Raw genomic sequence first — 19702 nt, 5'->3', positions numbered from 1 at the left:
TTCTCAGGTATCCGCCGCCAGCGGCACGGCAAGCGGCTGGCGGGCCCCGGCGAGCTGCCGGTAGAGTCCGGCCAGGCGACCGGCCAGCGCGCTGTCGGACCAGGCTTCGGCGGCGCGCCGGGCTTCCGTACTGAGGTAACCCCAGGCTTCACGATGGGCCAGGACGTGGCCGAGCACTTCGCCGAAGGCCTGTGCGTCGTCCGGCGGCGTGAAGCAGCCGGCGGTGTTTTCGAGGATATCGGCAGTGCCCATCGCCGACAGCGCAACCACCGGCAGGCCGGCGGCCATCGCTTCGAGCAGCACCAGCCCCTGGGTTTCGGTACGCGAGGCGAAGGCGAAAACGTCGGCGGCGGCGTAGCAATCGGGCAGCTCCCGGCGGCGGTCGAGGTAGCCGATGAAACGGACCGCGCCGGCGACACCGAGCGCTGCGGCGCGGGCACGCAACTCGACCATCGCCGGCCCTTCGCCGGCGACCACCAGGAGGATCTCCGGGCAACGGCGCAGCGCCTCGCGCAGCGCGTGGAAGAGGAACTCGATGTTCTTCTCGTGGGCGACCCGGCCGACGAAGAGCGCCACCGGTCGGTGCGCCGCGATACCGTGGGCGGCGCGGAAGGCGGCGCCATCGCCAGCGGTGAACTGGTCGAGCGGGATACCGGTCGGCAGCACGTGCAGCGGCACCGTCACCCGGTAGTCGGCAAGCCGCTGGCGCATCGCCGTCGATGGCACGACGACGGCGTCGAGCGCGTTGCACTGGCGCCGCGAAAAGCCCCGCGCCGCGGCGCGCAACCAGCCGCCGGGCAGCCAAGGCGCGTAGTGTTCGAGGTATTCCTCGAACAGCGTGTGGTAGGTGCTGACCACCGGCAGGCCGCGCAGGCGGGCGGCCTTGAGGCCGGCGTAGTGGGCAACGAACGGGGTCTGGACGTGGATCAGGTCGCAATCGGCGGCGGCGTCGAACACCGCGCGGTGCATCGCCCGCCAGCCGACCAGCCGGTCTTCCGGGTCGCCCGGCACCGGCCGCCCGCCGACCCGGACGATGCCGGGCTGCTCGGCTTCGTCGCCGTAGCGCGGGACGAGCAGGCGGACCTCGACGCCATGCGCGGCGAGGCCACGGCGGAAGGTCTCGATCGAGGTGGAAACACCGTTGATGCGCGGAAAATAGACATCGGACACCATCAGGACGCGCATTTCAGACCTCCGCCGTTTCGTTTGCTGCCATTTCCTTCGCCAGCGCCTCAGGCGGCGCGGCCAGTTGCGGCAGGATTTGCGGCGACTCGGCCCAGCTGACCAGCTCCAGGCGACCGTCGAGATGCTCGACGATGGCGGTGCAGGAATCGACCCAGTCGCCGCAGTTGATGTAGTCGAGACCGTCGATCTGGCGCATCGTCGCCCAGTGGATGTGGCCGCAGATGACGCCGTCGAGGCCACGCTCGCGGGCGTGATGGACAGCCGAGACCTCGAAGTCGAAGATGAAGTTGAGCGCCGTCTTGACCCGCCGCTTGGCGTAACCGGCGAGCGACCAGTAGCCGGCTAGGCCGAGCTTGCGGCGGACCCAGGACAGCCAGTGATTGAGCCGGACCAGCAGGTCGTAGGCCTTGTCGCCGAGCACCGCCACCCAGCGGTGGTGGCGCGTCACCTGGTCGAACTGATCGCCGTGGATGAGCAGGTAGCGGCGGCCGTCGGCGGTCTCGTGAACCAGCTCGTCGGCGACTTCGATGTCGCCGAAGACGATGCCGCAATATTCGCGCAGCACCTCGTCGTGGTTGCCGGGAATGAACACCACACGGTCGCCGGAGCGTGCCCGGCGCAACAGTTTCTGGACCACGGTGTTCTGCGCCCGGGTCCAGCAGATGCTGCGGCTCATGGCCCAGAAATCGACGATGTCGCCGATCAGGAAAGTGTTGTCGGCCGGGTATTCGCGCAGGAAATCGAGGAGTCGTTCCGCCTGGCACGCCCGGGTGCCGAGGTGGATGTCCGATAAAAACAGGCTTCTGACTTTTGGCATGGGCGCATCATCGCCGCGCCGCATGAAGGCCTGGTGACCGCGGCGTGACAGCCGGATGACAAGCGACGGGCAACGCGATGGGCGACATCGAGCGCTCGGCGCGCGAAGTGATCGAGACCGTCGGCAAGATCGCCGCGCAGGTCGGCGTCGGCCATGCGTCGAGCCGGCAGATCGTCCGCCAGGTGGACGCCATCGAGCAACTGATGAGCCACGCCAACGTCACCGCCGGCCACACGCGCAGCTTCGCCGACGGCGTGCGCCAGCTCTCCGAACACATGGCGAGCATCGTCAGCCGCTTCCGCATCGAGGCACCGCGCGTCTGAGCCGGCACTTGCAATTCCGCCGGCCGCCGCCTACATTCGCCCGGTTTCCACTACCGCCCGCGAGCCCCCCCATGCAGATCGGCACCCCGCTTTCCCCTTCCGCCACCCGCGTCATGCTGCTCGGCGCCGGCGAACTCGGCAAGGAAGTCGTCATCGCGCTGCAGCGCCTGGGCGTCGAGGTGATCGCCGTCGACCGCTACGAAAACGCCCCCGGCCAGCAGGTCGCCCACCGCGCCCACGTCATCGCGATGACCGACGGCGCCGCGCTGCGCCGTCTGGTCGAACTGGAAAAGCCGCAACTGATCGTCCCCGAGATCGAGGCCATCGCCACCGACACCCTGGTCGAACTGGAAGCGGAAGGCCTGGCCGAAGTCATCCCGACCGCCCGCGCCGCCCGCCTGACCATGAACCGCGAAGGCATCCGCCGTCTGGCCGCCGAGGAACTGGGGCTGCCCACCTCGCCCTATCGTTTCGCCGACTCGCTCGCCGAACTGCAGGCAGCGATCGACGGCGGCATCGGCTACCCGTGCATCGTCAAGCCGGTGATGTCGTCGTCGGGCAAGGGCCAGTCGCTGCTGCGCGGCCCGGACGACGTGCACAAGGCCTGGGACTACGCGGCGAGCGGCGGCCGGGTCAATCAAGGCCGGGTGATCGTCGAGGGCTTCATCGATTTCGATTACGAGATCACGCTGCTCACGGTGCGCGCCCGCGACGCCAGCGGCGAAGTGGTCACCCGCTTCTGCGAGCCGATCGGCCACATCCAGGTCTCCGGCGACTACGTCGAATCCTGGCAGCCGCAGGTCATGAGCCCGGCGGCGCTGGCCCGGGCGCAGGAAATCGCCGGCGCGGTGACCGGCAACCTCGGCGGTCGCGGCCTGTTCGGCGTCGAACTCTTCGTCAAGGGCGACATGGTCTGGTTCTCGGAAGTCAGCCCGCGGCCGCACGACACCGGGCTGGTGACGCTGTGTTCGCAGCGTTTCTCGGAGTTCGAACTGCACGCCCGCGCCATCCTCGGCCTGCCGGTCGACACCGCGCTACGCGAGCCGGGCGCCTCGGCGGTGATCTACGGCGGCATGGAAGAAAAGGGCATCGCCTTCGCCGGCCTCGCCGAAGCGCTCGCCGTACCGCGCAGCGACCTGCGCCTGTTCGGCAAACCGGAAGCCTTCAGCAAGCGGCGCATGGGCGTCGCCGTCGCCAACGGCGCCGATACCGACGAAGCACGCAGCCGCGCCAAGCTGGCGGCGAGCCGGGTGCGGCCGCTCAAGGCGTAGGCTTGAGACTGCCGCGATAGGCGGCGAGGCGTTTCTCCAGACCGGCCATTTCCTCCAGCGCCGCATCGAGCGCCCCCGCCTGCGGCGTCTCGGCAAGCGCCAGTTGACGCGCCAGCGCGGCAAGCGCTGCCACCGCCGCCCGGGCCCGTTCGAGATCGGCGGCGCTGCGCTGTGCCAGTTCGCCGTCGTCGATGTCCAGCGCCCGCCCCTCTTCAAGCAGCAGGCAGAGTCCGCCGAGTTCGCCGAGCACGCTGTCCACGAGCTGCTCGACCGCCGCCGCGTAGCGCTGGTGACTCAACTCGCCCACCGTGAAGCGGCGCGCCAGCCAGCGCCCGGCCTGGCCGGCGGCTTCGCCCAGGGTGTCGAGCAGGGCGGCGGCAGCGGCGTTGCCGAGTTTCTCGAAGCGCCAGCGCAAGGCATCGATCCGCCGCTGCCAGGCGAGCTCCGGCGCCGCTTCGGGAGTCCCCAGCAGGTTGACGATACGGGCCATCACCGCTTCCCGACGCCAGCGCCACTCGCCGAGCGCGAGCGGCAGCAGCGGCAGGCCGGCCCGTTCCAGCAGGGCATAGCGCCCGGCCGTCCACGCCGCGTCGCCGTTCGTCACCAGGTCGATCGCCAGGACGCGGGTTTCGCGCTGCACCAGGAGATCGACCGCCTGCCCGGCAACGGCGAAATCGATCCAGCAGCGGCAACCAAGCGCCTCCAGCGCCGCCACCAGATCCTGGCGCAAGCTGCCGAAGGTCGGCGCCACCGCCGGCGTTGCCGCCGCTGCGGGGGCATGCTGCAGGTAGGCGACGAGCAGGCTGCCGGCCGGCGCATCGTCGAGCCTTTCCGGCACATGCACCAACTGGCGCCGCCGGGCCCGGGTGACGGCAACGTTGAAGACCTCGGGACGTTCGAGGTAGGTCCAGGCGGCGCGCGAGCGGCCGGGGAAGACGCCACTGGCGAGCAGGATGACGTCGCGCTCGGCGCCCTGAAAACCGTAAGGCGTGGCGACCAGCAGATCGTGGCGGGTCAGGGTGGCGAGGTCGAACTCGGCCATCACCCGTTTCTGCAAGGCCTGCGCCAGCGCCGAAAACATCGCCAGCACGCCGATGCTCGGGCAATCGTCCGGCGGCAGCCCGCGGCTCTGTTCGACCAGGCGGCGCAGGCTGGCGAGCACGGCGTCGATCTCGCCGCGATTGAGGTCGCCATCGACCGTCACCGGGCAACGCACCACCTGCAACGGCGGGGCTTCGGTCAGGCGCCGCGTGTCGGTGACGATGCGCAGCCGGCCTTCGTAGAAATGGCGATTGCTGAAATCGATCAGGTCCGGATGGCTGCGAAAGTGCTCGTCCAGCCAGACCTGCGCCGCCGGCCGGGCGAGCGCGTTGATCGCGTAGTCGAGCAGCGACTGCTGCCGATAGTCGAGGCTGACCGGCAGATGAGCCACGCCGTGTTCGAGCGCCAACTGTTCCTGGCGAGCCACCGCCAGGAAGGAAAAATGGCGCAACTGGCGCGGATCGCCGACGATCACCGCGCGCCGCGCCCGCTGCAGCGCCGGCAGGGCGAGCGCCAGGTTGCACTGGGTCGCCTCGTCGATCACCAGCAGGTCGAACAGGCCGCAACTGAGCGGCAAGGCGCGATCGAGCGCCGGCGCCGCCACCACCCAGACCGGGAAGGCGCTGGTCAGCGTCGGCCAGTCGATGGCTTCCAGACGATCGCTGCGGTGACCGGAACTGCGCGAGCGCAAAGCGACGGCGAGCGCCGCCAGTTGTCGCCGGTGACTGGCCAGCAGGCGAGCATGCCCATCCTGCGCGGCGAGTGCCAGACGGCGCCGGGCCAGCACCTGATGCGCCTGCAACTCCTGCTGGTAGGCGGCCCAGACCTCGCCGAGCAGCGGCTGGCGTCGGCTGCGCCAGGCCAGCCAGCGCAGGCGCAACGTCGACCACAGGCCGGCGGAGGTGCTGGCCAGCGCCCGGCCTTGGCGCTCGGCCCGCTGCAGGCCGCGCCGAAACCCGGCGGCGCTCCGCCGCTGCCGCCGCACCGCCCGCTGCAGGGCACGTCCGGCCTGCGCCGCGGATTCCTCCGGGCGCGCCGCGCCGGCGGCGAGCAGCCCGTCGAGCTGTTGCAACAGGCGCTGCCGGTAACCGCCGGCGCCGGCCCGCACCACCTGCCGCGCGGCGTCGGCGAAAGCGGCCGCCAGCTTGTCGTGGACGACGTCGGCGGCGTGTTCGTTGGCGCAGACGACGAGGACCTTTTCGCCGCGCAGCACGCGGTCGGCGACGATGCCGGCGATGGTGAAGGTCTTGCCCGTCCCCGGCGCGCCGTGGATGACGCTCAGCGTTTCGCTGGCGGCGTTGTGCAAGGCTTTCTCCTGCGCCACGCTGAGCCGGCTGGGCAGCGCTTCCGGCACCGGCGGTGGCCCCTCACCGGCCCGCGCGGCACCGCCCAGCAGCTGCGTCAGACAGGGGGAGAACGTCCCGCCAGCGGCGATCGCTTCCAGTTCGAAGGCGGTCGTCGCCGCCGTCCGGCTGCGTTCGCTGAGCCAGAGCACCGCCGTGTCGGCGCGCCGGGCGGCGTCGCCGCGCAGGCTGGGAAAGTCGGCGACGGCGACGAAAGGCGGCAACGGCGGCAAGGCCTCGACCCGCGTCAGTATCTCGGCCAGCCGGGCATCGTCGGCGCCGATGTTCAGCCAGTCGCGCGGCAGGTCCAGGGCGCTCAGGATCGCCGGGTTGAGGCGCAGGCTGTCGCGCTCGGGGCTGGCGTAGAAAACGCCGGCGCGCTGTTCGAGGCGGGCCTCGGCGAGGAACAGCGGCGCCCGCAGCCAGCGCTTGCCCTCGTTCGGCGCACGGGCGCAGACGATGCGCGCGCCAAACAGCAATTGCCGTTCCTGGCGCTGAATCTGCACCAGACCGGCGAGGCGCCGACCGACCGCCTCGGGCAGGACGATCTCCGCCGGCAGACCATCCGCCGTATCGGCCAGCGGCGTCAGCCAGTGTTCCTTCTCGCCGCTGGCCAGGAAGTCGTCGAGTTCGCGCCCGCCGCCGTCGGCCAGCAGGCAGTCGCGAAAATAGCAGAGCAGCCCGGCGATGCCTTCGCTGGCCGATGCCACTGCCTCAGGCCGTCCCGCCATCGGCCGGCAGACGCTGCACCAACGCCGCCGCGTCGGCGGTCAACTGATCGAGTGTCTCGATGCTGCGCGCCATTTCCGGCAGCGCATTGCGCCGGAAACCGGCGACTTCGTCGATGGTCGCCCGGATATCGGCGAAAGCCTGGCGCAGGACGCCGATATCGAGCTGGGCCGAGGCCGCCTGGCGATGAATCGCCGCCCCCTGGGCACGCAACTGGCGCGCGCTGTCGGCGATGATCTTCTCGGTGCTGCGATTGACCGCCTCGACCTTGTCGAGAACGATGCGCTGGTTGGCCAAAGCCAGCGCCAGCGTGACAGCGACGCCGAGCGCATTGACCGTCACCGTCAGGGCACGGTTCACGCCGCGGATCAGTTCGTCGTTGTTGCGCACGATCAGCGCACTGGTCAGCACGCCCTGCTGCGACACCAGCAACTGCTGCTGGATGTCCTGGATGCGCTGGCGCAGCGCGAACAGCAGTTCGTCGCGGATGATCGCGGCGCGCGGGTCGTCGTCCGGGATTTCCTCGGCCAGCCGCTGGCTGAGGCGGCCGTCGATTGCCTGGGCGTAGGCCAGCGCACCGTTCAGTTCGTCGACCAGCGCCTGCAGTTCGGCCTGGTCGGCGCGCAGGCTGATGTTGTCGCGTTTGAGCGTCTCGCGGCCCTTTTCCAGCGATTTGACGATGGCGTCGAGGGTCGCCGACGCCGATTCGAAACGCGAGAAATAACGTTTGGCCGGCGTCCCGACAAACGGCAGGTAGCCGAGCAGGCGGGAGAACCAGCCGGGCTGGAAATCGACGCCGGCCGGATCGAGCGCTTCGATCTGCACCTTGAGGTCGACCAGCGTCGCCGCCACGCCCGAACCCTCGCCGCTCTGCGCCGCCATCTGGCGCAAGGGCTGCTTGAGCAGCGCGCTCTGGCGTGCCGCCTTGAATTGCAGCTTTTCGCCAAAACCGCGCAGGCTTGCCTCGGCTTCACCGCGCGCCACGCCATCGCCGCCCGCCAACAGGAGCAACTGGTCGGCCAGCTGCACGGCATCGTCGCTTCCCGGCTCGCCCAGACGATCGAGCAAGGGCGAAGGAAAAAACTGCCGTAACGAAGACACCTCGATTGTTGCCGTCATGAACCCCTGCCCCCGACACTTATGCCAAAGGCGTCATTCTAGCCGCTCAGGCGCGCCGGGAGAGAGCACACCGGTTCGTGCAGACGACCGGCGTCGCAGAACCAATTGCCGAAGGGGTTGGCAGGAGGCTGACGAATACGCCGGGACTTGGCGGATTCTCAAAAAAAAGGGTGCGTCGCAACGCACCCCAACCCCAACAGAGAATCAACGCAAGGCCACATGCCTTGCATGGATACTATGTTGCCCGCTTCATCAGCGTGTCACATTGATGCAGGTCAAATCTTCTCCGCTTTTTCTTCCTGTTCTGCGAGCTTCCCTTTGGGGGCCTCATCATCTTCCATCAGCACTTTGAAACCCGGGCCCTCAAGGTCGTCGAACTGGCCGCTTCTGACCGACCACCAGAATGCTCCGGCAATCCCGAAGACCAGGATGACCGAAACCGGAACCAGCAAATAAACGCTTTCCATCATTCATACTCCTTACGCTGGATGCGCAATGAATTGAGGACCACCAGCAGCGAACTCAGCGACATGCCGATCCCCGCCAGCCACGGCGTCACATAACCTGCGATGGCGGCCGGCAAGGCGACAAGGTTGTAGGCAAACGACCACCAGAGGTTCTGCCGGATCACGTGCAAACTAAAACCGGCACGCTTCAGGCCCCGGTTCAGGTGTTGAAGATTTTCCGAGAGCAGGATCAGATCCGACTGCGTCCGCGCCAGCTGCGCGCCGCCGCCCATGGCGATCGAAACCTGCGCCTGGGCCAGCACCGGCGCATCGTTGACCCCATCCCCCACCATCGCGACGACGGCGCCTTCCGCTTGCAGGGAGCTGACGCACTGATGTTTGCCGGCGGGTGTCACGCCCGCCCTGACGTCCTTGATCCCGAGGAAATCGGCTACGCGCTTGGCAACGGACGGGGCATCGCCGGTCAACAATGTGACACGCCGCCCGGCTTTGTGCAGGTCGTCGACCAATCGCCTCGCCTCGGGGCGAACTTCGTCGCCGATACGGAACAAGGCCAGACAAGCCGTGGCATCTGCCAGCAGGACGATGGTATCGCCGCAATCCAGCCAGCTTGCCGCGCCGTCCGGCAAGGCAAGACCACCGAGCCCTAGGGCGTAGTCAGGACGACCGATGCGATAGCGACGCCCGTCGACGACGGCTTCAACCCCCTGCCCGGGCTCGCTGAGCGAATCCGCTGCCTGATATCCCGTGGCTGGCACCGCATGCCGCAGGGCCAGCGCCAACGGATGCTCCGAAGCCTGCTCCAGGGCGGCGGCCAGTTCCAGACAATGTTCCCGATCGAGGCCGCCGAGCGGCACGACATCGAGGAGATGCATGCGGCCGCTGGTCAATGTCCCGGTTTTATCGAATACAAAATGGGTTGCCCGCGCCAGGGTTTCGATCGCGTGCCCGCGGGTTACCAGCAGACCATCCTTGGCCAGGGCGCCGGAGGCCACGGTCAGGGCGATCGGCGTCGCCAGGGAAAGCGCGCAGGGACAGGTGACCACCAGCACGGAAACAGTGATCCACAATGCTTGCGACGGATCCACCAGATACCACCCCACGGCGGTCAGCAACGCCACCACGAGCAAGGTGCCGACAAAATAGCTGGCGATGCGGTCGGCGATTTCGACGATCCTGGGCTTTTCCAGCGACGCCCGCTCCATCAGTTCAATGATCGCCGACAAGCGCGTGCCTTCGCCAACCTGTTCGACCTGCACGACGAGCGGACTTTCGGCATTGATCGAACCGCCGGTGACGGTGTCGTCCGGATGCTTGGCAACCGGCAGGCTTTCGCCGGTCAGCAGGGCTTCGTTGGCGTAACTGACCCCTTCGACCACCTTGCCATCGGCTGGAATGATGTCTCCCGGACGAACCAGGACGTAGTCGCCTACCGCCAGATCGGCAACCACCACCTGCTCGGTATCACGATCTGCCGGAAAATTCGGCATTTTTTGGGCGAAGGCCGGCAACAGTTTGGTCAGCGCTTCGGTCACGCTCAGGGCTTTCTGGCGCGCATTCATTTCCAGATAACGACCGCCGAGCAGGAAAAAGACGAACATGGTCACGGAGTCGAAATAGACTTCGCCCGCCTGAATCAGTGTCGCCCAGCAACTGGCAAGGAAAGCGACACCGACGCCCAGCGCCACCGGCACGTCCATGCCGACACGGCGCAGCCGGAGATCGCGCCAGGCGTTGCGAAAGAATGGGGCGGACGAGTAGAAAACCACGGGCATCGTCAGGATCAGGCTGGCCCAGCGCATCAGCGTCTCGATGTCGGCCGACATGTCGCCATTGGCAATGTAGACCGGGTAGGCATACATCATCACCTGCATCATGCCGAATCCGGCAACCCACAGGCGCCACATGGCATCGCGCCTTTCGTTGCGGGAAATTTCCTCGTTCTTCGCGGCATCGTAGGGGAAAGCGCGATAACCGATGGCAGCGACCGCCAGCAGGATATCCGACAGCTTGATGCGGCTGTCGTCCCAACGTACGCGCGCCCGCCGCGACGCGTAATTGATGTTGATGGCGATCACCCCGGGCAGCTTGCCGATGTGCTGCTCGTTCAACCAGATGCAGGCGGCACAGGTGATGCCTTCGAGCATCAGGGAAGCTTCGCGCTCGTTCTCGCCGAGTTCCTTGACGAAACTTTTCTGGAATTCCACGTGATCGAACAAGGCGATCTGCTCGAGAATCGCCGGCATCGCCTCGCGTGGCGATTCGGGCAGCGCATCTCGGCTACGGTAGTAGTCGTCGAGTCCGTTATCGACAATGGACTGGGCCACCGCCTGACATCCATAACAACACATTGCCCGCGGCTCGCCGTTGATCGTAACCGACAGCACGAGATCGTCGGGAATGGGCAGACCGCAGTGATAGCAGGAAGCTTGGGACATGCAACAAAAAAGGCACCGAAGTGCCTTTGCGGATCAGGACGGGGACCTAGTATAGTTTATTTGGTCCCCATCCGGATCGCACCATCCAGACGAATGACTTCACCGTTGAGATAGGCATTTTCGGCGATATGCCGCACCAGCGCGGCGTACTCGGCCGGCTTGCCCATGCGGGTCGGGAAGGGCACCATCTTGTTCAGCGAATCCTGGACTTCCGGCGGCATGCCGAGCAGCATCGGCGTTTCCATGATCCCCGGCGCGATCGTCATGCAGCGGATACCGCTGCGCGCCAACTCCCGGGCGACGGGCAGAGTCAGTGCCACAATCCCGCCTTTCGAGGCGGCGTAGGCGGCTTGCCCCAGTTGCCCCTCGTAGGCCGCCACCGAAGCGGTGTTGATGATGATGCCGCGTTCGCCACCGGCATCCGGCTCGTTCTTCATCATGGCCTCGGCGGCCAGGCGCAGCATGTTGAAGGTCCCGACCAGATTGATATTGATCACTCTGGCAAAGCTTTCCAGGCGATGCGGCCCCTCCTTGCCCAGGACCTTTTCGGCCGGCGCGACGCCGGCACAGTTGACCAGGCCATGGACTGCGCCAAAAGCGGAGATCGCCGCCTGTACCGCATCGCGCGCCGAAGCCTCGCTCGTGACGTCGGTTTCGACGAAGCGGGCAGTTGCCCCCAGCTCGGCCGCCAGCGCCTGGCCGGCCTCGCGATTCACGTCGACCAGGACGACCCGCGCTCCCGTCTCGACCAGCCCCCGCGCGGTTGCGGCGCCCAGGCCCGAACCACCACCGGTGACGATGAAAACCTTGTCGTTCAATTGCATGTGCTTTCTCCTTGATTTGTTATATCGCGTCCACTCCAGACGGTAGCGTATGGAGCGGTGACAGATATTACCTCGCCCCCGCCCGACGAAAAAGTGGGCGGCAAGCCCATAGCGGCCGATGGTATGATTTGCCCTCATCATTTTCTGCCAGCCCCGATGCCTGCCGGAAAGTACGAAATCCTCGTCGTCGACGGTTCCGCTGCGAACCGAGCACTGCTGGGCGAATGCCTCTGCCAGCTGGGCGATGTCGAGGTCGCCTTCGCCCACGACGGCGGCGAGGCCATTCAACAGATTGCCGAGCGTTCCCCCAGCCTGGTGCTGGTCGACATGCATCTGCGCGACGGCAATGCGATCGAGCTGGTCAGGCGCATTCGCAATCGCGAAATCCTGAAGGATGAGGCGGAATTCGCACTATGGATGCCGGTAATTTTCCTGTCGCCGCTGATCGACGACGATATGGTCGCCCGCGGCATCATTGCCGGCGGCGACGATTTCCTGCACAAACCGGTATCCGAAGTGATCCTGCTGGCCAAGGTCCGTGCCATGCTGCGCATTGTCGGCATGCAACGCGACATCCACGCCGCCCATCGGCGCCTCAAGCAGATATCCACACTCGACGGTCTGACCTGCATCCCCAACCGCCGCTACTTCGACGACACCCTGAGCGCCGAGTGGAAGCGCTGCCAGCGCGCCGGCGCACCACTGAGCCTGATCCTCTGCGACGTGGACTATTTCAAGCAGTTCAACGACATCTACGGCCATCAAGCGGGCGACCTTTGCCTCAAGGCCGTCGCCAACGCCCTCAGTGAATCGCTGTTCCGCGTCGAGGACAGTGTTGCCCGCTACGGCGGCGAAGAATTTGCCGTAATCCTGCCCGGCACCGACCAGCGCGGCGCAAACGCGGTCGGCGAACGCATGCGGACCGCCGTCCGTGAACTGCGCATACCGCACACGCAAGGAATCGAAGCTTTCGTCTCCTGCAGTTTCGGCATTGCCGCGTGCCGAAACCTCGGCGACTTTGCAGCGGAACAACTGCTCAAAGCCGCCGACCAGTGCCTCTATCAGGCCAAGAATCGGGGGCGCAACCGCGTCGAAACGCTCGCCCCCGCCCCATTGGCGCGTACTCAAGAAAGCCGGATCGCCAACCTCACCTGATGCTCACAGGCGCCAGCGCCCGCGACAGACTCGCTTCTCCGCGACCATAAACACTGGCTCGGTAATTGCGCAGCGTATCGGTACGCGCCGTCGCCAACAACTGATTGGCAATTTGCGTCGGCGTCGCAGCGGTGAACTTGCTGCCGATCACGGCGGCGTAACCACTGATGATTGGCGCCGCAAACGAAGTCCCGTACAAGCCGGTCGTATCGCCCTTCACCCCCACAACCAGAAAGCTTTTCTGGATCGTGCTATCGCTGCCGGCGTAATTCGAATAAGAAGCCAGGCTGGCCTTCGCCGTAGGCGTCCCGTTGCTGCTCAATGCACCAACGAAAATCGCCGAGGGCGCCCCCTTCAATGCCAGATTCAGATAATCAACATTGCCGCTCCGATTGGCCCGCCCCACGGCAACCGCGTCATTTCCAGCCGCCTTGGCGATCACCGCGGCACCGGCCTTGGCGTAATCGATGAGGGATTGCTCCTGCCCCGACCAGGAGATGCGGTTCACGCCATAGCCGGAACGCGCATACATGCCGTAGCTCATATTCAGGACATTCAAACGCCCCTGCGCCAGCGATACCGCCTCCGAACTCCAGTTGCGCTGCACCACCGCCGCCTCCGGCGCGATCATCGAGGCCTGTAGCGACGTCCAGTCGCCATGCCCCTGATACTTTTCGCCGGTGCCGAAATTGCCGGAAAACGGAGAATCGCCGGAGAAATCATCGACCACCGTGATCGTCGCCCCCTGCCCCTTGTAGCCAAGATTCCACGCCTTGCCAACCTCCGGACTCATCCACGAATAGCTGCTTTGCGCCTGCGCGGCAAACGCTACCGATAGCAAACCGACAATCACGGAAAGCTTCCGGCGATAGTGTGAATTGACTGGCTTCATCAGAATTCCTTTCTATACTCGATTGAAATGAAATTACGGTCCAAAGGCTTGTCGTTGAAGTTGTAACGCAGCGTTTCTTCGGGGGTCATCAGCGAAGCCGCCAGGCGGCAGTTCACCTCGCGCACGCCACCGATCTCGCCATAATCCGCGGTGCAGCTCCGTTCCTTGAGCTCTCCCGCAAACACGTGGTAGGCCTTGACGGCAAGACGCCCCTTGCCCCATGCCGGTACGCTGTAGAGCAAACCCAGCTTGAAACTGGGGGCAATCGCGTACTTCTCCCCCTTTTCCCCGGTACTCAGTCCCCAGATAACGCCGATGTCCCGATTGAGCTGGGTCAAGAAACTGACCTGAACGTCAACCCAACGCGTGGCGTACCATCTGCCGACGGCGACTGTCGAACCGTAGGCCGATTCATAGCTGTAGTTGCGCAAACCGCCGACCTTCCCCGACAGCGACGACCCCTGGCGCAAATCGATCAGATGCGTCGATTCAAGAAAGTCAAAGGCACGGGCCGGCGCGCTGCCCCCGAACAGCAGCGAGAAGACGCAGAAAGCAAATACGGTGCGGTAACGCATGGCAACGATCACGAGCCCATGGAAAGCAACGGAAAATACTTTCGGCATAATATATGACTTTAGCAACAACATCCCCGAGAAATTGCCAAACAACTCAGACCGCGTTTCAGGATGCGCACAAGAGCGACCAGGAAGGCATGGCGTCTGCCGTTCCGGCGACTGCCTGACGGATCGTTGCAACGGACAAGCTGACGGAGAAACCGTCGCCAATTCCGGCCGGGGGCAAGGCCATGTCACGCTGCAGCAGCGCCACCCGCGCCTCTGCGCGAGCACGGACGTAACCTTGCGAAACCACATGGACGTCGCCGCATTCCGGGCGAACCGAGGTCATTCGCCGCCGGCCAAGTGCGCCCAGTCCGGCGCGCCACAGCAAAAAGGCCACCCGGTTAGGGGTGGCCTTCTCACATCAAGTGGTGCCGCTTGCCGGAATCGAACTGGCGACCTTTTCATTACGAATGAACTGCTCTACCGACTGAGCTAAAGCGGCTTGAACCAAAACTTGTTTAAATCGTGTCTGAACTGCCTGGCCATCAGACGGCTGGCGGCCCGAAAGCCTTGCACTGCTTGCCTTCGAGGCCCGGCATCATAGCATGACTGATCCGCTTACGAATCGCCAACCCGACAACCGCGTCACAAAGGCATCACTCACCCTGGCGGAGAGCACAGCGTAGAATTATAGCTTTCCCTCCTGCCTTCAGGCAACAAGGCTGAACACACATGAATCTGCTGCGCACGCTGGCCACGGTCAGCGGCATGACCCTGCTTTCCCGCATCCTCGGCTTCGTCCGGGATTTCGTCATCGCCCGAGCCTTTGGCGCGGGCCTGGCCAGCGACGCCTTCTTCATCGCCTTCAAGCTCCCCAACCTGCTCCGGCGCATGTTTGCCGAGGGGGCCTTCTCGCAGGCCTTCGTACCGATTCTCGGCGAGTATCGCAACCAGCGCAGCGCGGACGAAACCCGACTCCTGGTTGACCATGTGGCCAGCATCCTGATGCTGATCCTGTTCGTGGTCACGGCCCTCGGTATTGCCGCCGCTCCCTGGCTGGTCTGGATATCGGCACCGGGTTTCGCCGCGACGCCCGACAAGTTCGAACTGACGGTGACGCTGACGCGAATCACCTTTCCCTACATCCTGTTCATGTCGCTGGTAGCGCTCGCCGGCGGCATCCTCAATTCCTGGAGCCGCTTTGCGCTGCCGGCGTTCACGCCAGTGCTGCTGAACTTGTCGTTCATCGCGATGGCCCTGTTCGCCGCCCCCTATTTCGACCCGCCGGTGCTGGCACTGGGCTGGGCGGTCTTCATTGGCGGCCTCCTGCAACTGCTGATCCAGTTTCCGGCCTTGCGCAGAATCTCGATGTTGCCGCGCCCAACCCTGCGCTGGCGCGAAGCCTGGAGCGATCCCGGCGTCCGCCGCATCACCCGCCTGATGCTGCCGGCTCTGCTCGGCGTTTCCGTGGCGCAGATCAGCCTGCTGCTGAACACCATCTTCGCTTCGTTCCTGCAGACCGGCAGCGTGTCCTGGCTGTATTACGCCGACCGTCTGATGGAATTCCCCTCCGGCATGCTGGGCGCCGCGCTGGGGACCATACTTCTGCCTTCGCTGTCGCGTTCGCACGCCCGTCGGGATTCGGCCGAATATTCGCGACTGCTCGACTGGGGCTTGCGCCTGACTTTCCTGCTCGCCGCGCCGGCCGCGCTGGCGCTGGCGATCCTGGCGGTACCGCTGGTGGCCACCTTGTTCTACCACGGCGCATTCACCCCCGACGACGTCGAACAGACGCGCCGGGCGCTGGTCGCGTACTCGGTCGGCCTGACCGGACTGATCCTGGTCAAGGTGCTCGCCCCGGGCTTCTATGCGCAACAGAACGTACGCACACCGGTGAAGATCGCCCTGATCTCGCTCGTCGCAACGCAGGCGATGAACCTCGCCTTCATCGGCTGGATTGCCCATGCCGGACTGGCGCTGTCGATCGGGCTGGCCGCCTGCCTGAATGCCGGCCTGCTGTTCCGCGGCCTGCGCCAGCGCGCCATCTATACACCCCAGGCGGGTTGGCCGGTTTTCTTCATCCGCTTGGCGGTCGCCCTGGCGCTCATGGGAACGGCCCTGTGGCTGAGCATGGGACCAGATGAAGCCTGGCTGAGCATGACCCTGGGAGCGCGGGTCCTGTACCTGGCGATGCTGGTAGTTGTTGGCGCAACAACATATTTCGCTACACTATGGATTCTCGGTTTCCGCCTGGGCGACTTCAAGCGCCGGGCCGCCGAATGACTGGAGACAAGCTCATGAAACTGACCAGCACAAGTTTTGCGGACGGCCAGCGCATCCCCGGCGACCATGCCTTTTGCATGCCCGATCCGGCCCACCATGTTTGCCTCGGCCGCAACCGCAACCCGCAACTGAGCTGGCCGGATGCACCGCCCGCCACTCGCGCCTTTGCCCTCATCTGCCATGACCCCGACGTTCCCAGCCGGGGCGACGATGTGAACCAGGAAGGGCGGACGATTCCCGCCGCCCTGCCGCGCGTCGATTTCTTCCACTGGGTGCTGGTCGATCTGCCGGCGACGCTGACCGCCGTCGAAGAAGGCGAGTTCAGCCACGCCGTGACGCCGCGCGGCAAACCCGGTCCGCAGGCCGCGCACGGCGCGCGCCAGGGGATCAACAACTACACCGACTGGTTTGCCGGCGACCACGACATGAACGGCGACTACTACGGTTATGACGGCCCCTGCCCGCCGTGGAACGACGAAATCGTCCATCGCTACGTTTTCACCGTATATGCGCTGGATATCGAAAAACTGCCGCTGCAAGGCCGCTTCGGCGGACCGGAAGTGCTCGCCGCAATACAGGGACACATTCTGGCCGAAGCCTCGCTCACCGGCACCTACACCCTGAATCCGAGCCTGTCGGGATAGCCCGCGAGCACCATGACCCGCCCGCCGCTGCGCCTGCCGATATTGCTCCTGCTGGCCTGGATCGGGGCGGGCTCGGCGCTCGGCCTCAACCTGGAGCGCATCCAGCAGTCCTTCTCGGCGCGCTTTGGCCAGATTTCCGACATCGTCTTCGGCGAATGGCGGCAGATGCTGTCCAGTGCCAGCCGCGGCGGCGAGCGCGACAAGGTGGAACAGGTCAACGATTTCTTCAACCGGCGCATCGCTTTCGACGACGACTTTTCTCTCTGGGGCCAGCGCGACTACTGGGCGACGCCGCTCGAGACGATGGCGCAGGGACGTGGCGACTGCGAGGATTTCTCGATCGCCAAGTATTTCTCCCTGCTCGAACTCGGTGTCCCGGTGAACAAGCTGCGCCTGGTCTATGTCCGCGCCACGCAGGAAATCGCCGGCGGCGGCGGCTCGATCCAGCAGGCCCACATGGTGCTCGCCTACTACCCGAAGCCGAATGCCGACCCGCTCGTTCTCGACAACCTGAACAAGCGCATCCTGCCGGCGTCGCAGCGCTACGATCTTTCCCCGGTTTTCAGTTTCAACAGTGCAGGCCTCTGGCAAGGCACCGGCAACCAGACCAGCGGGAGCAATCTCTCCCGCTGGCAGGATCTGCTGGCGCGCGCCCGGGCCGAAGGTTTCCAGTGAGGTAACGCATGTCCCTGTTCCGACAACTCTGGCTGGCGGTCATCGCCATCACCATCCTGGCCTTTGCCGGCAGCTTCGTCGTCAGCATGGTGACAGCCCGCGACTATCTCGAGCAGCAACTGGCGATCAAGAACAACGACAACGCCGCCACGCTCGCCCTTTCAATGTCGCAAATGGAAAAGGACCCGGTCACCGTCGAACTGCAGGTCGCCGCGGTTTTCGACAGCGGCCAGTACGCACTGGTCCGGGTGCGCGACCCGGAGGGCAAGACGATGATCGAAAAGACCAGCCCGCCCAGCGTCGGCGAAGTTCCCACCTGGTTCGTCAGCCTCTTCCCGATCCATTCGCCACCCGGCCAGGCCCAGGTGTCGTCCGGCTGGAGCCAGTTCGGCACCATCGAACTGGTCAGCCACAGCCGCTTTGCTTACCGCGAATTGTGGCAGGGCGCCTTCCGCCTGCTGCTCTGGTTCGGCTTCGGCGGCGTCGCCGCCGGTCTCCTCGGCACCCAGATCCTGCGCCGCATCAAGCGCCCGCTCGACGCCGTGGTCGGCCAGGCGCAAGCGATCGGCGAACGTCGCTTCGTCCGCATCGCCGAACCGGCGACGCCGGAGCTGAAGAGCCTGGCCCGGGCGATGAACTCGATGGTGATGCGGGTCAAGGCGATGTTCGAGGAAGAAGCCGCCCGCCTTGAGCAAGTCCGCCGCGAAGCGACGCAGGACCCGCTCACCGGCCTGGCCAACCGGGGCTATTTCATGAACCAGCTCGCTGCCGCGCTGAGCGACGACGACGCGCCGGCCCAAGGCAGCCTGGTCATGCTGCGCCTGGCCGACCTTACCGGCCTCAACCGGCGCGCCGGCCGGCAGACGGCCGATGAGGTGCTGCGGCAGATCGGCAGCGCCCTGAGCACCTTGAGTGAAGGACATCCGCGGGCGGCTGCGGCACGTCTCAACGGTTCCGACTTTGCCCTCCTGCTGCCCGGCGACAGCGACCCGACCGCGGCCAGTAACCACCTGCTCGAACTGCTGCGCAACCTGGTTGCCTGCGGCCTGCTCGACGGACAACAGGTGGGGCATCTGGGCAACGGCGTGTACCACCACGGCGAAAACCTGCCCGGCCTGCTCTCCCGGATCGATGCGGCAATCGCCGCGGCCGAGGGCGAAGGCGGCATCGCCTGTCGCTGCGCCGAAGGAGAAGCCGTGCAATGCGCCCACAACAGCGCCGACTGGCGCAAGCTGCTGGAAAGCGCGATCGAATCCCACCGCCTGCGCCTGGTCGATTTCCCGGTCAACCAGAGCACCGGCGACCTGCTGCATCTCGAATGCCCGCTGCGCCTGCAGACCACCGAAAACGGCGAGTGGCTAGCCGCCGGCAGCTTCATGCCGGTCGCTTCCCGACTGGCGATGACCTGCGAGCTCGACCTGGCCGCCGTCAGCCTTGCCCTCGACCGCCTGGCCGCAGGCACCAGCGCCGTCGCGGTGAATCTGTCGGGCGAATCGGTGCTCGACGCCAGCTTCCGGCAACGGCTGCAGAAATTGATCGCCAGCCGCAGCGAACTGGCTTCCCGGCTCTGGCTGGAGGTCGCTGAGAATGGCGCCTTCCAGCACTTCGACGCCTTCGTCGCCTTCACCCGGGAACTGCGACCGCTCGGCTGCCGCCTCGGCATCGAGCATTTCGGTCGGCAATTCAGTCAGGTCGGCCGCCTGCACGACATTGGCCTGGACTACCTCAAGGTCGATGGCAGCTTCATTCGCGGCATCGACACCCAGGCGGGCAATCAATCCTTCCTCAAGGGCGTCTGCAATATCGCGCACAATATCGGCCTCACCGTCATCGCCGAAGGTGTAACGACGGCGGAAGAACTCGCCGCCCTGCCGGCGCTCGGCTTCGACGGCGCCACCGGCCCGGCGATCCCGCGCCACAGCCAGCCTTGAACCGG

Annotated in this window: 16 protein-coding genes and 1 tRNA gene; 7 read left to right on the top strand and 10 right to left on the bottom strand. The window is 65.7% G+C overall.

Going from position 1 to position 19702, the window contains the following annotated elements; genetic code table 11:
* Nucleotides 1-3 precede the first annotated feature (3 nt).
* Together AC0KWY_RS18135 and AC0KWY_RS18130 are read right to left on the bottom strand one after the other, a co-directional pair.
* The gene (locus tag AC0KWY_RS18135; RefSeq protein WP_474026881.1) at nt 4-1185 is read right to left on the bottom strand and encodes a glycosyltransferase; all 1182 of its coding nucleotides are present in this window, start codon (nt 1183-1185) and stop codon (nt 4-6) included.
* 1 nt (nt 1186) lies between these two features.
* Nucleotides 1187-2002, bottom strand: a complete 816-nt coding sequence (locus tag AC0KWY_RS18130; protein WP_474026880.1) for a UDP-2,3-diacylglucosamine diphosphatase — start codon at nt 2000-2002, stop codon at nt 1187-1189.
* 77 nt (nt 2003-2079) lie between these two features.
* Here AC0KWY_RS18130 and AC0KWY_RS18125 point away from each other — a divergent pair, with 77 nt between their 5' ends.
* Both AC0KWY_RS18125 and purT read left to right on the top strand, forming a co-directional pair.
* Nucleotides 2080-2325 (top strand): hypothetical protein, encoded by a 246-nt coding sequence (locus AC0KWY_RS18125; RefSeq protein ID WP_474026879.1) that lies wholly within the window; start codon nt 2080-2082, stop codon nt 2323-2325.
* 71 nt (nt 2326-2396) lie between these two features.
* Nucleotides 2397-3596: a formate-dependent phosphoribosylglycinamide formyltransferase gene (purT, locus tag AC0KWY_RS18120; RefSeq protein WP_474026878.1), complete on the top strand. Its 1200-nt coding sequence runs from the start codon at nt 2397-2399 to the stop codon at nt 3594-3596.
* Here the strand turns inward: purT and AC0KWY_RS18115 are convergent.
* From AC0KWY_RS18115 to AC0KWY_RS18095, 5 genes are all read right to left on the bottom strand, one after another.
* A complete protein-coding gene (locus AC0KWY_RS18115; RefSeq protein WP_474026877.1) occupies nt 3586-6690 on the bottom strand; it encodes a DEAD/DEAH box helicase in 3105 nt (1034 codons plus the stop codon). The genes purT and AC0KWY_RS18115 overlap by 11 nt on opposite strands.
* Nucleotides 6691-6694: 4 nt before the next feature.
* Nucleotides 6695-7828, bottom strand: coding sequence for a toxic anion resistance protein (locus tag AC0KWY_RS18110; protein WP_474026876.1), 1134 nt, complete (start codon nt 7826-7828; stop codon nt 6695-6697).
* A 275-nt stretch (nt 7829-8103) separates the two neighbouring features.
* A complete protein-coding gene (gene ccoS, locus AC0KWY_RS18105) occupies nt 8104-8295 on the bottom strand; it encodes a cbb3-type cytochrome oxidase assembly protein CcoS (protein ID WP_474029751.1) in 192 nt (63 codons plus the stop codon).
* Nucleotides 8295-10733, bottom strand: a complete 2439-nt coding sequence (locus AC0KWY_RS18100; RefSeq protein WP_474026875.1) for a heavy metal translocating P-type ATPase — start codon at nt 10731-10733, stop codon at nt 8295-8297. The genes ccoS and AC0KWY_RS18100 overlap by 1 nt, the downstream gene beginning before the upstream one ends.
* 56 nt (nt 10734-10789) lie before the next feature.
* Nucleotides 10790-11557 carry a 3-hydroxyacyl-CoA dehydrogenase gene (locus AC0KWY_RS18095; RefSeq protein WP_474026874.1) on the bottom strand — a complete coding sequence of 256 codons (768 nt, stop codon included), beginning with the start codon at nt 11555-11557 and terminating at the stop codon, nt 10790-10792.
* A gap of 156 nt (nt 11558-11713) precedes the next feature.
* Here AC0KWY_RS18095 and AC0KWY_RS18090 point away from each other — a divergent pair, with 156 nt between their 5' ends.
* Entirely contained in the window at nt 11714-12712 is a 999-nt protein-coding gene (locus AC0KWY_RS18090) for a diguanylate cyclase domain-containing protein (RefSeq protein ID WP_474026873.1), read from the top strand.
* On the opposite strand, the gene AC0KWY_RS18085 is transcribed toward AC0KWY_RS18090, so the two are convergent.
* The 3 genes from AC0KWY_RS18085 to AC0KWY_RS18075 form a co-directional block, all read right to left on the bottom strand.
* Nucleotides 12705-13604 carry a S8 family serine peptidase gene (locus AC0KWY_RS18085; RefSeq protein WP_474026872.1) on the bottom strand — a complete coding sequence of 300 codons (900 nt, stop codon included), beginning with the start codon at nt 13602-13604 and terminating at the stop codon, nt 12705-12707. The genes AC0KWY_RS18090 and AC0KWY_RS18085 overlap by 8 nt on opposite strands.
* The gene (locus AC0KWY_RS18080) at nt 13604-14179 is read right to left on the bottom strand and encodes a hypothetical protein (RefSeq protein WP_474026871.1); all 576 of its coding nucleotides are present in this window, start codon (nt 14177-14179) and stop codon (nt 13604-13606) included. Before AC0KWY_RS18080 ends, AC0KWY_RS18085 begins: the two co-directional genes overlap by 1 nt.
* A 411-nt stretch (nt 14180-14590) precedes the next feature.
* Nucleotides 14591-14666 (bottom strand) — tRNA-Thr (locus tag AC0KWY_RS18075).
* Between the two features lie 230 nt (nt 14667-14896).
* On the opposite strand from AC0KWY_RS18075, the gene murJ reads away from it, so the two are divergent.
* The 4 genes from murJ to AC0KWY_RS18055 are packed head-to-tail and all read left to right on the top strand — an operon-like array spanning nt 14897 to nt 19697.
* Nucleotides 14897-16447 (top strand): murein biosynthesis integral membrane protein MurJ, encoded by a 1551-nt coding sequence (gene murJ / locus AC0KWY_RS18070; RefSeq protein ID WP_474026870.1) that lies wholly within the window; start codon nt 14897-14899, stop codon nt 16445-16447.
* A 14-nt stretch (nt 16448-16461) separates the two neighbouring features.
* A complete protein-coding gene (locus tag AC0KWY_RS18065; RefSeq protein WP_474026868.1) occupies nt 16462-17091 on the top strand; it encodes a YbhB/YbcL family Raf kinase inhibitor-like protein in 630 nt (209 codons plus the stop codon).
* A 12-nt stretch (nt 17092-17103) separates the two neighbouring features.
* Entirely contained in the window at nt 17104-17766 is a 663-nt protein-coding gene (locus tag AC0KWY_RS18060) for a transglutaminase-like cysteine peptidase (protein WP_474026867.1), read from the top strand.
* Between the two features lie 8 nt (nt 17767-17774).
* Entirely contained in the window at nt 17775-19697 is a 1923-nt protein-coding gene (locus tag AC0KWY_RS18055) for a bifunctional diguanylate cyclase/phosphodiesterase (protein WP_474026866.1), read from the top strand.
* The last annotated feature ends 5 nt before the right edge of the window (nt 19698-19702 follow it).

The sequence above is a fragment of the Azonexus sp. MM2026_4 genome, assembly GCF_055901855.1.
Note: the sequence above shows the minus strand (reverse complement) of the source record. Positions and strands in the feature narration are given on the sequence as shown.

What these genes read in the sequence shown, in the direction of transcription:
- AC0KWY_RS18100 (WP_474026875.1), bottom strand. Translation starts at nt 10,733, where the DNA reads ATGTCCCAAGCTTCCTGCTATCACTGCGGTCTGCCCATTCCCGACGAT.
- ccoS (WP_474029751.1), bottom strand. Translation starts at nt 8,295, where the DNA reads ATGGAAAGCGTTTATTTGCTGGTTCCGGTTTCGGTCATCCTGGTCTTC.
- AC0KWY_RS18110 (WP_474026876.1), bottom strand. Translation starts at nt 7,828, where the DNA reads ATGACGGCAACAATCGAGGTGTCTTCGTTACGGCAGTTTTTTCCTTCG.
- murJ (WP_474026870.1), top strand. Translation starts at nt 14,897, where the DNA reads ATGAATCTGCTGCGCACGCTGGCCACGGTCAGCGGCATGACCCTGCTT.
- AC0KWY_RS18060 (WP_474026867.1), top strand. Translation starts at nt 17,104, where the DNA reads ATGACCCGCCCGCCGCTGCGCCTGCCGATATTGCTCCTGCTGGCCTGG.
- AC0KWY_RS18085 (WP_474026872.1), bottom strand. Translation starts at nt 13,604, where the DNA reads ATGAAGCCAGTCAATTCACACTATCGCCGGAAGCTTTCCGTGATTGTC.
- AC0KWY_RS18090 (WP_474026873.1), top strand. Translation starts at nt 11,714, where the DNA reads ATGCCTGCCGGAAAGTACGAAATCCTCGTCGTCGACGGTTCCGCTGCG.
- AC0KWY_RS18095 (WP_474026874.1), bottom strand. Translation starts at nt 11,557, where the DNA reads ATGCAATTGAACGACAAGGTTTTCATCGTCACCGGTGGTGGTTCGGGC.
- AC0KWY_RS18135 (WP_474026881.1), bottom strand. Translation starts at nt 1,185, where the DNA reads ATGCGCGTCCTGATGGTGTCCGATGTCTATTTTCCGCGCATCAACGGT.
- AC0KWY_RS18130 (WP_474026880.1), bottom strand. Translation starts at nt 2,002, where the DNA reads ATGCCAAAAGTCAGAAGCCTGTTTTTATCGGACATCCACCTCGGCACC.
- AC0KWY_RS18065 (WP_474026868.1), top strand. Translation starts at nt 16,462, where the DNA reads ATGAAACTGACCAGCACAAGTTTTGCGGACGGCCAGCGCATCCCCGGC.
- AC0KWY_RS18125 (WP_474026879.1), top strand. Translation starts at nt 2,080, where the DNA reads ATGGGCGACATCGAGCGCTCGGCGCGCGAAGTGATCGAGACCGTCGGC.
- AC0KWY_RS18080 (WP_474026871.1), bottom strand. Translation starts at nt 14,179, where the DNA reads ATGCGTTACCGCACCGTATTTGCTTTCTGCGTCTTCTCGCTGCTGTTC.
- AC0KWY_RS18055 (WP_474026866.1), top strand. Translation starts at nt 17,775, where the DNA reads ATGTCCCTGTTCCGACAACTCTGGCTGGCGGTCATCGCCATCACCATC.
- purT (WP_474026878.1), top strand. Translation starts at nt 2,397, where the DNA reads ATGCAGATCGGCACCCCGCTTTCCCCTTCCGCCACCCGCGTCATGCTG.